General features: G+C 31.6%; 16 protein-coding genes, 1 rRNA gene and 1 riboswitch. Of the genes, 8 read left to right on the forward strand and 9 right to left on the reverse strand.

What is annotated here, in order from left to right; all coding sequences use genetic code 11:
* Window positions 1-63 precede the first annotated feature (63 nt).
* Together N5D03_RS13280 and N5D03_RS13285 are read right to left on the reverse strand one after the other, a co-directional pair.
* Entirely contained in the window at window positions 64-303 is a 240-nt protein-coding gene (locus tag N5D03_RS13280; protein WP_280051928.1) for a hypothetical protein, read from the reverse strand.
* A gap of 47 nt (window positions 304-350) precedes the next feature.
* Window positions 351-857, reverse strand: a complete 507-nt coding sequence (locus N5D03_RS13285) for an alpha/beta fold hydrolase (RefSeq protein ID WP_280051930.1) — start codon at window positions 855-857, stop codon at window positions 351-353.
* A 675-nt stretch (window positions 858-1,532) separates the two neighbouring features.
* A riboswitch (SAM-I-IV-variant riboswitch) is annotated at window positions 1,533-1,627 on the forward strand.
* Between the two features lie 48 nt (window positions 1,628-1,675).
* On the opposite strand from N5D03_RS13285, the gene N5D03_RS13290 reads away from it, so the two are divergent.
* The 5 genes from N5D03_RS13290 to N5D03_RS13310 all read left to right on the forward strand — a co-directional run bounded on the left by N5D03_RS13290 (window position 1,676) and on the right by N5D03_RS13310 (window position 5,049).
* Window positions 1,676-2,281, forward strand: coding sequence for a hypothetical protein (locus N5D03_RS13290; protein WP_125350460.1), 606 nt, complete (start codon window positions 1,676-1,678; stop codon window positions 2,279-2,281).
* A gap of 48 nt (window positions 2,282-2,329) precedes the next feature.
* On the forward strand, window positions 2,330-2,752 hold the full coding sequence (locus N5D03_RS13295; RefSeq protein WP_038337190.1) for a PaaI family thioesterase: 423 nt from the start codon (window positions 2,330-2,332) through the stop codon (window positions 2,750-2,752).
* Window positions 2,752-3,279, forward strand: a complete 528-nt coding sequence (locus N5D03_RS13300; protein WP_280051932.1) for a DUF4269 domain-containing protein — start codon at window positions 2,752-2,754, stop codon at window positions 3,277-3,279. The genes N5D03_RS13295 and N5D03_RS13300 overlap by 1 nt, the downstream gene beginning before the upstream one ends.
* Window positions 3,280-3,367: 88 nt before the next feature.
* Complete coding sequence (locus N5D03_RS13305; protein ID WP_280051933.1) at window positions 3,368-4,054, forward strand: VOC family protein; 687 nt, start codon at window positions 3,368-3,370, stop codon at window positions 4,052-4,054.
* An 80-nt stretch (window positions 4,055-4,134) separates the two neighbouring features.
* A complete protein-coding gene (locus N5D03_RS13310; RefSeq protein ID WP_038337191.1) occupies window positions 4,135-5,049 on the forward strand; it encodes an AEC family transporter in 915 nt (304 codons plus the stop codon).
* A gap of 115 nt (window positions 5,050-5,164) precedes the next feature.
* Here the strand turns inward: N5D03_RS13310 and N5D03_RS13315 are convergent, their stop codons facing one another.
* Window positions 5,165-5,911, reverse strand: coding sequence for a dienelactone hydrolase family protein (locus N5D03_RS13315; RefSeq protein ID WP_221410155.1), 747 nt, complete (start codon window positions 5,909-5,911; stop codon window positions 5,165-5,167).
* A gap of 80 nt (window positions 5,912-5,991) precedes the next feature.
* On the opposite strand from N5D03_RS13315, the gene N5D03_RS13320 reads away from it, so the two are divergent.
* The gene (locus N5D03_RS13320; protein WP_219035217.1) at window positions 5,992-6,408 is read left to right on the forward strand and encodes a DUF2007 domain-containing protein; all 417 of its coding nucleotides are present in this window, start codon (window positions 5,992-5,994) and stop codon (window positions 6,406-6,408) included.
* 58 nt (window positions 6,409-6,466) lie between these two features.
* Here N5D03_RS13320 and N5D03_RS13325 read toward each other — a convergent pair whose 3' ends face one another.
* From N5D03_RS13325 to N5D03_RS13335, 3 genes are all read right to left on the reverse strand, one after another.
* Window positions 6,467-7,465, reverse strand: a complete 999-nt coding sequence (locus N5D03_RS13325) for a ketoacyl-ACP synthase III (protein ID WP_280050334.1) — start codon at window positions 7,463-7,465, stop codon at window positions 6,467-6,469.
* A 176-nt stretch (window positions 7,466-7,641) separates the two neighbouring features.
* Complete coding sequence (locus N5D03_RS13330) at window positions 7,642-8,535, reverse strand: AraC family transcriptional regulator (RefSeq protein ID WP_280051935.1); 894 nt, start codon at window positions 8,533-8,535, stop codon at window positions 7,642-7,644.
* Window positions 8,536-8,636: 101 nt separating this feature from the next.
* A complete protein-coding gene (locus N5D03_RS13335) occupies window positions 8,637-9,563 on the reverse strand; it encodes a glyoxylate/hydroxypyruvate reductase A (RefSeq protein ID WP_280051937.1) in 927 nt (308 codons plus the stop codon).
* A gap of 140 nt (window positions 9,564-9,703) precedes the next feature.
* Here N5D03_RS13335 and N5D03_RS13340 point away from each other — a divergent pair, with 140 nt between their 5' ends.
* A complete protein-coding gene (locus N5D03_RS13340) occupies window positions 9,704-11,731 on the forward strand; it encodes a M3 family metallopeptidase (RefSeq protein ID WP_280051938.1) in 2,028 nt (675 codons plus the stop codon).
* A gap of 55 nt (window positions 11,732-11,786) precedes the next feature.
* On the opposite strand, the gene N5D03_RS13345 is transcribed toward N5D03_RS13340, so the two are convergent.
* Window positions 11,787-13,130, reverse strand: a complete 1,344-nt coding sequence (locus N5D03_RS13345) for an ammonium transporter (protein ID WP_280051940.1) — start codon at window positions 13,128-13,130, stop codon at window positions 11,787-11,789.
* A gap of 212 nt (window positions 13,131-13,342) precedes the next feature.
* Complete coding sequence (locus N5D03_RS13350) at window positions 13,343-13,867, reverse strand: GNAT family N-acetyltransferase (protein ID WP_115001191.1); 525 nt, start codon at window positions 13,865-13,867, stop codon at window positions 13,343-13,345.
* 101 nt (window positions 13,868-13,968) lie between these two features.
* Here N5D03_RS13350 and N5D03_RS13355 point away from each other — a divergent pair, with 101 nt between their 5' ends.
* Window positions 13,969-15,294, forward strand: coding sequence for a flippase-like domain-containing protein (locus N5D03_RS13355; protein WP_280051942.1), 1,326 nt, complete (start codon window positions 13,969-13,971; stop codon window positions 15,292-15,294).
* A gap of 360 nt (window positions 15,295-15,654) precedes the next feature.
* Here N5D03_RS13355 and rrf read toward each other — a convergent pair.
* Window positions 15,655-15,762: ribosomal RNA gene (gene rrf, locus N5D03_RS13360) — 5S ribosomal RNA — on the reverse strand.
* Window positions 15,763-15,806 lie beyond the last annotated feature (44 nt).

Raw genomic sequence — 15,806 nt, forward strand, 5'->3', positions numbered from 1 at the left:
TATTTCAGACAAAATACACCTATACCACAAACACAAAAAGCTCCCTTGCAGGAGCTTTAGTTTTTATGCAACGTTATTTATATATTCTTTTTCGAGGATACCATCTACTATTTTTTCAACCTTATCGATGTTTGCTTTTAGTAATTCGTTATCTTCTATTTGTTCTATTTCGTGGAACTGCACATGTTTGTTAAACTCTTGCAGTTTGGCGTAATAACGTTTTAATTCTGCTTTGTTGAACAAATTTCCGTCCTTCACATAAATCACATGTATCTTCGATTTGATGTATTGCGAAACTTGCAATATATCGCCTCTATTGCGTGATATATCTATCGAATAGAAAATAGATTTCAGGTATTCGTTTTAGCTGTTGGCTCTTTTACCAACCAATCTGTAGTTTTAGGACTTGCTGCTATCGGAATAATATTCAGCACCTTATTTGGGAACAAACAAGCCATTTCCCACGCTAATCCTCCACCTAAGTCTGCACCAATAATAGCAAAAATCTCGTCTACTTCCAATTCAAATAACGTCAACCAAAACAACACCGCTACATCGCGTGCTGTAATGTGATCGCGTGGAATATAGTCGTACTTTATGGTTTGGGAAACGCCATTTCCAGGAATATCTATACAGATTACCGTATACTCATTAAGATCAATTGCTTTGTTTTTTCCCATGACCCCATCCCAATGATAGGTACAATCTGAATCTCCGTGTAAGGAATGGTTAATCAAAATGACTGGAGCAGTTCCTAATGGAAGTCCAAAAAGTTGAAATGTTACCGAAACATTGTTTAAGATTGTGTTGTCCTCTAAGGGCCAAACTGGGATTGTTAATTGTTGTAAACTTTGCATTGTTTTTAATTTTATATGGGTAATTGTTGTTTTTGTTCAAAAAAAAATCCCCATCGAAACTCGACGGGGAAACATAAAATATATTAAAAAATAAAATCTCTTTTTAGTATACATGACTTTCCCACGTCTGGATATTCCAAACCTGTTTGCGAATCGACATATATAAGCACGTAAACTTCATTTTTTAATTACTTTGTTAGTCAAATGTATAAAATAATTTTCGGCAAACAATTAAAATTATCTTAATTATTTGTAAAATTTTCTAAATCTCTATTTATAATAGCGAATTCGAAATGTATTCTGTTGAGAAGGATTAGATTCTTCATTTCGCTAAAGCTCCATTCAGAATGACATTTACTGTCATGTTGAGCTTGTCGAAACATCTTCTGTCACCCTGAACTCGTTTCAGGGTCACATCTAATTCAGAACATAAAAATTATAACCACATAGAGACATAGGTTTAACAATGTTGAGGAATAGAGATAAATTGAAAAATGAATAAGTGAACTAGTATTACTATATATCTATGTGGTAGAATATAAAAAAACAGATCAAGCAATTATTCAAAACTTTATTCTCGAAACAAAACCCTATTTAGAATATTATTCTAAATAATCGTTTAAAAATAAAATTACCAGAATAGATTACTATATATTCAATTTTTTATGTAGTTTTACATCGTATTTCGAATCGTAGAAAACGATACCAACCGAGAGGAGTCTCCACGGTGGTAAAACAATACGGGAGTTCATCCAAAAACAACGAAAAATCCCCTATTATCGAAATACAATAATTGTTTTATTTTAACTATTTATTGTATGTCACAAAACATTTCTGAGCTTAATTTAGCTCCTATATCAGATGAAAAATTGGTCGATTTTATCAATCAACAATTGCCTATTAAAGTTCCTGCGCTAAAAGATCATATTATTGAAGAATTCAAGAAAAGAGGTTTGGATTATCGCCATCTATACAATGTAAAAACAGATGAATTGAATATCAAACTTCCGCTTAGTTTGATTGATGGTTGCTTGTTCGAGCGTAATATTCCCAAACCGCCTTTGGTAGGTAATTTCTACGCTGTTGTACATAGATTGAGAAACTTTTTGCAACATAGCAAAGAATTGAACGGAAAACGCCTTAAAACGTTTCATTATATCTTCGATCAACTTTATTTACCTTATGAATTGATTGATATTATTTCGGAAGAAGATGTCAAAAATCTAACTGAAGATGATGTATTTATTACCTTCAAAAACTCGAAACAACATTTCCCGAACAATAAGATTATCAATAAAATTCCGAAAAATAATTTATTGATTACCGTCGACAAAGGGAATTATTATCGCGGTTTGGATAAAGTAATTTTGTCGCATCAAAATACAATTATCAAAGAAGAAAACTTGAATAACGTAACTGCATAACTGAAATTGCTTTCGACAAATCTCTATATTTGTTGAAAGCAATTTTATATGACGCCAGAAAAAAGAGAATTAGTAGAAGCAAGTTTTAATCGTTCGGAAACCTTAAAATTTTATAACGCATCACTTATCGAATGCGAAACGGACTATGTTTCGATTAAGATTCCGAAACAAGAAATGATGACACGTAAGCACGGAATGTTTAATGGTGCTATGATTGCTTCTTTGGTTGATGTTTCATCTGGTTATGCTGCTGTTTCTCACTATGACGACGATTGTTACGTGGTAACAGTTGAGTTAAAGGTGAATTATTTACGACCTGCTTTGGGTGATTATTTACTATCAAAAGCCTATGTCATAAAAGGCGGAAAAAAAATTAGTACCATACGCACAGAGATTTTTGTAGTTGACGAAACAACGAACAAAGAAACGCATGCTGCTACTTCTTTGGTAACTATGATGAGAATAAAATGATGCAAAATTTTCTTACCATTGATTATTTAGAACACGGAAATGAAATACAACACAATGTGTTTCATTTGTTGCGCAATCATCAAATTTTAGAAAAACTTGACACATACAAACCTATTGTCGTAGGTACAATTCCCATTGAAATCAATATTGAAAATAGTGACATTGATATTATTGGTGAAACATCTAATTTTGAAAACGCTACAAATCATTTAACCGAGAATTTTTCTCATTATTTTGAATTTAAAATCAATCAATTAACAAACAATAACGAAACTTGTTTGACGTGTAATTTTAGAATTGATACGTTTGAAATTGAGATTTATTTAGAGAATAAGATTCCAACCGAACAAAATGCCTATCGACATATGCTCATTGAGGCGAAACTACTTGAAAAATTTGACGAACCATTCAAAAACAAAATCATCGAACTTAAAAAGAATGGGTACAAAACTGAACCTGCTTTTGCAAAAGTTCTTGAGTTAAAAGGTAATCCATATCTCGCCTTATTGGAGTATGAAGTAGATTAAACAGTTTTCTTATAACGCAATTAATTAAATCAATTCAACTTGTTATTTTCTTCTTTTTTGTTGATTTAATTTTATAAAAAATCGCAGAATGAAAATAAGAGAATTACAATTGTTTACAAATGAGCTAGAAAAAACAAAATCATTTTATACAACTATTTTAGCTTTTGATTTAATTGAAGAAACCGAAAATCAGTTTAGTTTACAAGTTGGTTGGACAAGATTAACTTTTATAAAATCGAACGAAGAACATATTTATCATTTCAGTTTTTTAGTTTGTAAAAATCAATTCGAAAAGGCATTTGATTGGATACAAAATAAAACTAAAATCCTAAACACCGATGCTGATCAATACATTGCAAAGTTCGAAAATTGGAATGCACAATCTTTTTATTTCTATGATGGAGCTAGAAATCTTGCTGAGATGATTACACATTATAATTTAGCTTATGAGAACGATGCAGAATTTGATCAACATTCTATTTTAGGAATTTCTGAAATTGGCTTACCTACAACTGATATTGAGGCTACCAATCAATTATTAGAAGAGAAAACAACATCTAAATTCTGGAAAAGAGATTTTGAAAGATTTGGCACAAACGGCTCAGATGAGGGGAAAATATTATTACCAAATTATTTTATCAAAACAACTTGGTTTCCTACAACTGATACAATAACTCCTACTCCATTTACAGCTATTTTGGAAAATGAAAATTGTTATTCAAAAGTGATTTTCAATAATAATAAATTAAATATATCTAATCTTGCCATTTTATAAAAAATAAGCATTGAATAAAAAGTGATATCTTAAGGGTAAAAAAAAATGGGATTGTAACTTTGCATTCCAAATATCTAAAAATGGTAAACTTTATATTAATCGCAGTCTGTATAATCGCCGGAATGGTGTTTAAAGCAACAAAATCTATACATCCTGATGCTCATAAAGGGATCAATACGTGGATCTTATATTTGGCTTTACCAGCAGTCTCGTTTAAGTATTTACCAAAAGTAGAATGGTCGCAAGAAATGTTATTTCCTATCTTTTCTACTGTCATTATTGCCGTTGGAAGTTTGTTTTACATGAAATTCTACAGCAAAGCAAAAGGCTATTCGGAGCGTTCGAGAAGAACATTGGAATTGGCAAGCGGCTATAGCAATACATCTTTTATTGGCTTCCCTTTGATCTCAGCATTTTATGGAGAAAAGTATTTGAGTATCGCGATTATTTGTGATCAAACCATGTTTTTGTGCTTATCAACCATCGGAATTGTTTCTGCATTAAAAGGAGGAAGCAATGGATCTGGAGCAATAGATTCTAAATTTATCTTGAAACGATTATTTACTTTCCCCCCATTTTTAGGTTGTATTAGTGCATTGATTTTATCTCAATTTATCGACTTATCTCCTGCCGAACCTTTCTTCGACAAATTAGCTGCAACCGTAGGTCCATTGGCTTTATTTTCGGTTGGATTGCAATTAAAGTTTAATGGTTGGAGAAAATTATGGTCTCAAATTTCGATGTCTATGGTTTACAAATTAATGATTGCGCCTGCAGTTGTAATGCTTTTAGCCATCGTAATTGGAATAAAAGGTGATGTGGCTAAAATCTCTATTTTTGAAGCTGCAATGCCTACATTAGTAACATCGAGTATTATTGCGGAACAATTTAAACTCAACACCAAACTAACCAATTTGATTATTGGAATCAGTATTATTGTAGGCTTTTTTACAGCTGCTTTTTGGTATGAAATGATACAATTGTTTATTCAGTAGATTTAACTGTTACAGTTTTTATTAAAATTGTATCGAGAATTAAGATAAATTTTATCTTCTAAAACCTTATTCTCGATACAAAATTCTAAAAAGAATTTCACTAGAATTGACGGTTTTATTTCAATACTTCTTTCAAAAACAATAATGTATGTTGCCAAGCTCTATCTGCCATTACTTTATTGTAATCAGGTGATTCTGGATTGGTAAATGTATGTTTTGAATTTGCGTAAGTTATCATTTGCCAATCTGTTTTTCCTTCGTTCATTTCAATTACTAAATTCGAAATATCTTCGGGTTTTACAGATTCATCTTCAGCAGGATGTTCAATCAAAACTTTTGTTTTAAGAGGAATATTTTTTCGAACAGCATCTTTTGCTAATCCACCATGAATAGAAACAACGCCCACAACAGCTAATTGCGCACGAGCAGCTTCTAATGCGCCTGTTCCTCCAAAACAATAACCAATTACAGCAATTTTACTTGGATCTGCACCAGCTTTGATTAACTCTTTCAACGCTAAATCAATTCTTTTTTGATAAGCTGCATAATCAGACTTGTATTTTCCTGCTGCTTTAGCCGCTTCCGCATTATCTTTCGGATTGTTTCCTTCTCCATAAATATCTGCAACAAACGCAATATAGCCTTCTTTTGCTAAATCTATTGCAGCTTGTTTTGCTTCGTTATCAGCTCCTTTCCAAGCCGGTAAAATCAAAACTCCTGGACTTTTCTTTGTTGTGTTATCAGTTACTAAACCGTTCAATTTTTGCGAACCATCTTTATAAGCAACTTGTTTTAGGTTTTGCGCATTTGTCGTATTCATCATCAATACAATTAAAAATAAACATTGAATTACATTTTTCATCTACTAAAAAATTTAAGACATTAAGATAAAAAGAACTAATTTTATATCGGATATTGAATTGAATATTTAACACAATTAGCATGGAACTTATTACATTAAAAACATTTGAAAGCCCTATTGAAGCACATATTTTACGTTCGAAATTAGAGAGTGAACAGATTGATGCTTTTGTTTTTGATGAACATTCGGTTGGGATTAATCAGTTTTTGTCGAATGCTATTGGTGGTGTGAAAGTAAAAATTAAGAAAGAAGATACTGATCGTGCCATGAAAGTTTTAGAAGAAATTGATGCTTCAAATTACACCAATGATTTGGATGAAATTCTTGTTTGTCCAAAATGTGGAAGCAATGAGTATTACAGCAATTACAAGTCAATGAAAGGTGGAAAAGGCTTACTTTCTTTATTATCTTCTATCATATTTTGGGTCTACCCTATTTACTACAAAAACGTGTTCAAATGCAAGAAGTGTGGTGAAGAATTTAATGGTTTACAATAAAAAAAGAACGACAAATTCTTGCCGTTCTTTATGAACAAAAATATATGATTTTTATTGATTAAATTGTCCAACGCAATAAGCTTGCTCCCCAAGAGAAACCTGCACCAAAGGCTGTCAACATCAATAAATCTCCTTTCTTTAATTTTGATGTATTTTCCCAAATACACAACGGAATTGTCGCTGCAATTGTGTTTCCGTAATTCTCAATATTGATTAAAGTTTTACCTTCTTCAATATTAATTTCATTACCAACAGCGTCAATAATTCGTTTATTTGCTTGATGCGGAACCAACCAATTTACATCTTCTACAGAAAAATCGTTGCGTTTCAAAACATTGACACACGTATCACTCATCGATTGAATTGCATTTTTGAATACAATTTTCCCATCTTGTCTAATGTAACGTTTTTCATCAACCAACAACTGTGAACTCGCTGGATACAAAGAACCACCTCCTTCTATATTCAAGAATTCTTTTCCAGTTCCATTACTCTGTAACAAAGCATCTAAAATTCCTTCTTCGTTTGTAGGCTCTAACCAAACTACTCCAGCTCCGTCTCCAAACAAAATATTTGTCGAACGATCTTTGATGTCTACATACGCACTGATTTTATCAGCTCCAATGACCAAAACATTTTTATAACGTTTGCTTTCAACCAACGAAGCGCCCATGTCTAACGCATATAAAAATCCAGAACAAGCTGCATTCATATCAAATGCCCAAACATTCTCTATTCCTAACTTCTCGCACACAATATTCGCAGTAGCAGGCATCAACATATCTGGTGTAGAAGTTGCAACAATCAACGCATCAACATCTTTGATGTCTTTTTTATATGTATCAATTAAATTCTGAATTGCACTAACCGCCATATCAGAAGTCGCTAAACCTTCCTCTAAAATACGACGTTCTTTAATTCCCGTTCTTTTTATAATCCATTCATCAGAAGTGTCTGTAATCTTTTCTAAATCGAAATTAGTTCGTTTATTTTCTGGCACATAACCACCGATTGCTGAAATATGTGCAAATATTTTTTTTGTAAAATCTACCACCATAAAATTCTTTTCATTCAAATTTCATGTATCGATTATCTACTAAAAGACGCATCAATTAAAATTTGAGCAACAAAGGTCTATCCATTTTAACAAATTAGTTAGCGAAATAAACGTAATAATATGTCAAAAAGACGTTTTTAGAAAATTTTCACATTTGCATTGATTTACATCAATTATTAGTTAGAAGCGATAAAAGTTGTTGGCGAAACACCTGCATAATTTTTGAAAAATTTACTAAAAACGGAAGTGTCTATAAAATTTAATTCTGTCACAACATCAGAAACACTATATTTTGGGTTCTTTAGTAAGACTTTAGCTTCTAAGACAATGGCTTCGGAAATGATTTGTTTGGGTGATTTATTAAAGACTTCGACGATGATTTTGGTTAAATGCTTACGACTAATAAACATTTCATCTGCATAAAACTGTACATTGCGCTGACGACGAAAATGTGTTGAAACTAAATATAAAAACTGCTTAGCCAATTCTTCTTTTCTGACTTCTTTCGTTGTACTTTTTGCCGTTACAGCTTGGTTGTAGTAATTTCCCATCTCATACATCATAACTGAAAAGTGATGTAAAACCAAATCTTTTGCAAAGATATTTTCGTTCTTGATGGTGTATTTACTAATCTTGTTCAGATTGTAACGCATATCACGTACAATCTTTTTATCTAAAGAGATGATCTTAGGATATTTAGACGACAAAAACTCTACTAAGTTATTGGATTTCACGTGAAAACCAGCTTCAATAATCAAATCTGAATCAATGAAGATTGCTTGAACAGCAAAATCAGCCGAGTGCTCTATAATCTCGAACAACTGACCTGGAAGAACCACAATAATATCATCACGCTTAATTAATGTTGGTTCTAAATTCACCGTGATTTCACATGTTCCTGCAGTAATTAAAATCAACCCAAGCGACGTAAACTTATAAGGTTTTCGTTTTACAAAATAATAATTGTTTTCAGGACCTACATCAAAGATTGCTAACCGACGATCAGTTGCTTCTTCTTTGTAAGTTCTTAAAATATTATCAATTGAATAAAGTTGAATATAATCACTCATTTTTAGCTTTTATTTTTTCGAATACAATGTTAAAAGATTTTTTTGACAAGTAAAAACATAAATGCGTCTTTTTAACAAAATCTTACGTCATTTTGGTATATCTAATATCCTCTTTCTAATGAAACTTCATTCAATAAAGTCTCGTTATTTTTCATTCTGTTGTAGTTATCTGCAACTTGTTTTAGAGCTGTTGTTGCATTTGTAACACTCGCAATATGAGGTGTTACATAAACATTTTCATTCGTCCAAAAAGGGTGATTTTCAGGTAAAGGTTCTTCTACAAAAACATCTAAATACGCCTCTTTTATATGTTTTTCTTCGATTGCAATTAATAAATCCTTTTCGACCAAATGTGCTCCACGACCAACATTAACCAAAACTGTATGAGCTGAACATTGTGCAAAAAAGTCTTTGTTCAAAATACCTTCTGTATCATCTGTCAAAGGCAAAATATTTACAATAAAATTAGTATTAGAAATCGCAGCATTCAAGCCTTCTTTTCCAGCAAAAGATTCTACTCCATTTATATTTTTAGGCGAATTCGACCAACCTTTGACTTGAAAACCTAAAGTAACAAATTGCTCCGCTACTAACTTTCCGATTTCACCTAATCCTAAAATAGTGATAGTTGTTTCCTTGATATTTTGATAAGTAGTAGGCTTCCATTCTTTACGAACTTGATCTTTATAATACGTCAACAAATTTTTCATTGAAGTCATAACACAAGCCAAAACATGTTCAAACATTTCTTGTTTCAAAGCAGGATCGACAATACGTGTTACCTTTATTGAATCTGGAATTTTGGTATGCAACAAATGGTCAATTCCTGCTCCAACTGATTGTACAACTTTTAGATTTGGAAATTCAGCCACATAATTTTTGTGCGGTTTCCAAGTTGCAATAAATTCTACATCATCTGGATTTGAGATATTTGGATAAACTTCAACTTTCGTATCTGGCAACAATTCTTGTAAATTTCTTTGCCACTCTTCTGTTGGTTTTTGATTGAATATTAACGCTACACTCATAATTGATTACTTTAAAACAAATGTAAATAACTCTAAATTAATCACACATTAAATTTGACGATTTGTCAGATTTCTTACATTTGGATTAGAATTTGAAAGAGTTCAAACAAATATATTTTAACTAAAAAAATACACTATAAATGGCAAATCCGTTATTAGAAAAATTTGAAACACCTTTTGAAAGTGCTCCTTTTTCTAAAATCAAAAATGAAGACTACAAACCTGCTTTTATCCAAGCAATTGAAGAAGCAAAAGCAGAAATAGATGCAATTACTGCGAATCCTGAAGCGCCAACTTTTGCAAACACAATTGAAGCAATGGAACTTTCTGGTGAAAAATTAGGACGAATTTCTTCTATTTTCTTCAACCTTAATTCTGCTGAAACGAATGATGAAATTCAAGAAATTGCGCAAGAAGTTTCGCCTTTATTATCTGAATTTGGAAATGATGTTCGCTTAAATCAAGATTTATTTGAACGAATTAAAATCGTTTATAATCAAAAGGATTCGTTGAATTTAACCGATGAACAAGCTTATTTATTAGAAAAAAAATACAAAGGTTTTTCGAGAAATGGTGCAAATCTAAACGAAGAAGACAAAAATAAATTACGCGAAATCGACAAACAACTTTCGATGTTATCGTTGCAATTTGGTCAAAATGTATTAGCAGAAACTAATGCATACGAATTGATTATTACTGATGAAAATGATTTGAAAGGTTTGCCTCAATATGCGATTGATCAAGCGAAAGCCGATGCTGAACAAAAAAATCACGAAGGTTGGTTGATTACGTTGCAAGCACCAAGCTATATTCCATTTATGCAATACGCAGAAAACCGTGAATTAAGAGAAAAATTGTTTAGAGCAAATGGTGTAAAAGCTTATCAAAATAATGAATTTAATAACGAAGAAAATGTAAAAAATATCGTAAAACTTCGTCACGAACGTGCTAAAATATTAGGTTATAAAACGCATGCAGATTATGTTTTGGAAGAACGTATGGCAAAAAAACCAACAACTGTTTTAGATTTCTTGAATGATTTATTAACGAAAGCAAAACCATTTGCGGAAAAAGAAATTGAGGAATTAACTGCATTTGCAAAAGAAACTGATGGGATTGATACATTGCAACGTTGGGATCATGCGTATTATGCTGAAAAATTAAAACAGAAAAAATTCAGTCTTTCTGACGAAGAATTGAAACCTTATTTTCAGTTAGAAAATGTGATTGAAGGAGCTTTTGATGTCGCAACAAAATTGTATGGAATTACATTTAAAGAAATTCATAAAATTGATAAATACAACGATGAAGTAACAACTTATGAAGTTCTAGATAAAAATGGTGCGTTCTTAAGTTTATTGTATGCAGACTTTTTCCCGCGCGCAGGAAAACGCCCTGGTGCTTGGATGACAAGTTATAGAGAAGCTTCTAATGTGAATGGAAACACCAAACGTCCGCACATTTCGATTGTTTGTAATTTTACAAAACCAACGAAAGACACGCCGTCATTATTGACATTTCAGGAAGTGACAACATTGTTCCACGAATTTGGACATGCGCTACACGGAATGTTACCAAATACAACGTACGAAAGTCTTTCTGGAACAAATGTTTATTGGGATTTTGTTGAATTACCCTCTCAATTTTACGAAAACTTTTGTTACGAACCTGAAGCTTTAAAATTATTTGCAAAACATTATCAAACAGGAGAAATTATTCCGCAAGAATTAATTGAAAAAGTAAAAGCTTCTTCAAGTTTTATGGAAGGTTATCAAACTGTTCGTCAATTGAGTTTTGGATTATTGGATATAGCTTATCATGCGAATGATTTGGCTGAAATCAATGATTTACAACAATTTGAAAAAGAAACTTTCAAACAAACAGAGTTGTATCCAGAAATTGATAAAAATATGATGAGTACATCCTTCTCTCATATTTTTCAAGGTGGATATTCATCTGGTTATTATTCATATAAATGGGCAGAAGTTTTGGATGCAGATGCCTTTGCATTCTTCCAAGAAACTGGAATTTTCAATCCAGAAACAGCTCAAAAATTCTATAAACTTTTATCATCTGGAGGAACAGTAGAACCGATGAAATTGTACGAAGAATTTAGAGGTCATAAACCAACAGCAGATGCTTTATTAAAGCGTGCTGGATTAGTATAAATTGAAAATCCGACTACAAAAAGTAGTCGGATTTTTTTATAATATCATTGTTTAATTAATGTAAACTTTCCTCGTGTTGCGACAAATCTAATCCTTCGAACTCTGCTCTATCACTCACACGTAAGTGAATCATTTTATCCGTAATATAAAATAAAGCAATCGCACCGAAAAAAGTAAATAACGAGACAAACAACAAAGCAATCATATGATGTGCAAACACATCCACCCCGCCATGTAACAAACTCGCATTTTCACCATGTGCAAAAAAAGCTGTCAAAATCATTCCCATTATTCCTCCGACACCATGACATGCAAAAACATCTAAAGTATCGTCAACTCGTTTTAATACTTTCCAATGAACCATTACATTTGAGACAATAGCAGTAATAAAGCCAAAAAATATACTTTCAGGAATTGTAACAAATCCACAAGCTGGAGTGATTGCTACTAATCCAACTACAGCCCCTATACATGCTCCCATAGCAGAAACGCTACGACCATTAATTCTATCAAAAAGTATCCATGTCATCATTCCAGAAGCAGAAGCAATTGTTGTTGTTCCGAAAGCTAAAGCTGCTGTGGCATTTGCTCCCAAAGCTGAACCAGCATTGAAACCAAACCATCCGAACCATAACATTCCTGTTCCAAGCATAACAAATGGAATATTTGCAGGTTTGTGTTCTCTGTTCTTACGTTTACCTATCACCAAAGCTCCTGCTAATGCTGCAAATCCTGCACTCATATGAACAACAGTTCCTCCAGCAAAATCTTTTACGCCAAAATATTTATTCAATAAACCTTCTGGATGCCAAACCATGTGACAAAGCGGTGTGTAAATGATTAAACTAAATAAAATCATAAATAACAAATAGGAAATAAAACGCACTCTTTCGGCAAAAGAACCAGTTACAAGCGCTGGTGTAATGACTGCAAATTTCATTTGAAACAATGCAAATAAAACAAATGGAATTGTAGATGCCATGTCTTTGTGTGGAAATGCTCCGACATGATTAAAAAATGGATAACTTAAAGGATTACCAATAATTCCGTAATGTTCTCCATTTATTGTAAAACCAATTGAATCACCAAAAGACAGTGAAAACCCAACTACAACCCACAAAATCGAAATCACACCTAAGGCAATAAAACTTTGCAACATGGTAGAAATAACATTTCGTTTACCCACCATTCCACCATAAAAAAAAGATAAACCTGGCGTCATCAATAACACCAATCCTGCAGCTGCTAAAATCCAGGCGACATCTGAATTTACAATATTTTCTTCGCTAAGAAATTCTCCTGTATTTGGAATATCTACAACTGGTTTCCAAAATAATCCAGCGAATGCAACTAGCGTTATAATTGCAAAAGCTACTTTCCATTTTAATCCAACTTTCATAAGTTTTTAATTTTAACCCTATCAAAATTAGATTATTTTTAAATAAAATCATTTATTTTAAATCACACCCTATAAAAATTAGGGGTTAAAATATTAATTTTACATTTTAAACATAATTACCCTATGTAAATTCATAAAAAAAGATTCCTTTTTTGGAATCTTTTTATCAATTTGATTATTTAGTTTTTCTAAATTCTATCTAAAATATTCAATTATGTTAAATTCTGAATAATTTTCTGAAAAGCTTTTCTTGGGCTTCCATCAAAATAAACTTCGCCACAATAATGATAACCTAACTTTTCAAAAACACGCAACATTCCAATATTATCAAAGTTGGTATCAACTTTTATATTCTGTATTTTCTTTATAATTGCTATTTTTTCAATTTCATCCATCGTCCAAGTTCCTAAACCTTTTATCTTAACATCTTGTGCAACAGCCAATCGATGTATGACAATATATGGATCATCATTCATCCATTTTCCTTCAATTGCTGTATAAGCAGGTTCTATCTCATCAATAATTGCAACATATCCTATGATTAGATTATCAACATTCTCAATTATATAACCAAAACCATTTGAGATATCATTTTTTACAACATCTAGATTTGGATAACCATTTTGCCATTGATTACTTCCCTCCTCTTTTCTTTTCTCAATTGCTTGTTGCAAAATTTCCCAAATTCTATCTGCATCATTCAAAATAGCTTGACGTAAATTTAATCCAGTCTCCATATCTTATTTTTATTTTCAATATAAGTTATTTTTAAGCAAATCATAAGTTTTGATATTTAATTTTTTGATAAATTAATAGAACTAAACAATGTCATACAAACATGAGGTTTCCAAAATCTATAAAATATGTAAAAATACCTTGGCAACAAGTTTTAGCAATACTTATTTTATTACTCGCATTTGTATTTTTCAGAAGCGAACGCAAAGAAATGATGCAAATTATTCCGAGTATTCAAAGCGCAAAACCTATTTGGCTATTGATCGGTTTCGGAATTACGCTTCTCTATATTTCGCTGCAAGCCGCAATGTATATCACAAATTTCAAAGCAGTTGGTTTACCTCTTAAATTTTGGGACGCTGTCAATTTATTTCTCAAACGAAATTTTATCAGTGTTTTTTTACCAGCGGGCGGAATTAGTTCTTTGGCTTATTTACCCAAACAAATCAAAAAACAACAATTTGAAACAAATAAAATCATTCAAGCGAGTTCTATTTATGGTTTTATTGGATTATTAACGGTTTTCATCATTGGCGTTCCCATCATTATTTATAGTATTTACGTCAACAAATACTTTAATGACTCATGGATATCATTAGTTATTTTGGGCATAATTTTAATTTTGGTTTATTTCATTTATAACTCATTCAAAACCAAAAATAAATTATATCAAATTATAGAGAATAAATTTCCAAAGATTACGAAAGAAATCAATCCAATTTTTGAAGCTTCTTTAAACAGAAAAAATATTAATCTCACAATTCTAATTTCGACAATCATCGAAATTACTGGGATTTTACACGTCTACATCGCAATGTTAGCGTTAGGTATTCAACCCACTTTTGATGCAGCAGCTTTGGCTTATACGATTTCTGTTTTATTAATGATTATTTCACCATTTTTGAGAGGTTTGGGTGCTGTAGAATTTACGATGGTGTATATTTTAACACAATTTGGTTATTCTCACAATCAAAGTTTAGCGACAACTTTATTATATCGCGTTTTCGAATTTTGGCTGCCTTTAGGTTTTGGATGTTTAAGTTTTATGTGGCGTGGAAGAAAACTATTTGCGCGAATTTTTCCTGCTGTTATGATTTTTACATTAGGAATGATTAATATAATTTCAGTCATCACTCCTCCTCTTGCAGAACGTTTGCATTTCGAAAAATTATATTTACCAACCGAATTCATGCATCTTTCAAAATTGATGATTCTATTTGTTGGAGTCGCTTTATTGATTACATCATCTTATCTCATCAAAGGATTAAAATCTGCATGGGTTTTTGCTTTAATATTTGCTATACTTTCCTTTTTCGGAAATATTTTCAAAGCATTGGATTACGAAGAAGCTGGATTCGCATTTTTGACCAACGTACTATTAATTTACAGCAGGAATCAATACCCATTGAAAACAAATTGGGAAGTTTAATCAAAATCAAACAATGCGTAATTTCAAGGAAAAATTCACCAATTATTGGATCAATAAATACATATTTCTTTGAATGGTAATTATCACTTTGACCGAAATTATCAAAAGTAATTGAGAATATTACTAATCAAATAAAGTTAAATTAGAAAATATTGATTTACATAGTTACATCTTGTGAGATTCCGAACTATATTTTTTTTTAAATTTTCAAAAACTTGTTTTAACTTCTTAATTAATTATCCATAAAATAAGAATGAAACTAAATCGTAATATTTAGTTGAATGATTAAAAATTATCATAATACTTTCTGTATAAAATATAAAAAAACCTCAAGAAATAAATCTTGAGGCTTTAAATAAAAACTGGCAATGACCTACTCTCCCGCAATAGCAGTACCATCGGCACTGAAAGGCTTAACTTCTCTGTTCGGAATGGGAAGAGGTGAGCCCTTTCGTAATAATCACCCTAATATTTTTGTATTTTTAATCAGGTTTACATCCTAATCATTCGAT

This window comes from Empedobacter sp. GD03861, assembly GCF_029840885.1.
GTDB lineage: Bacteria > Bacteroidota > Bacteroidia > Flavobacteriales > Weeksellaceae > Empedobacter > Empedobacter falsenii_B.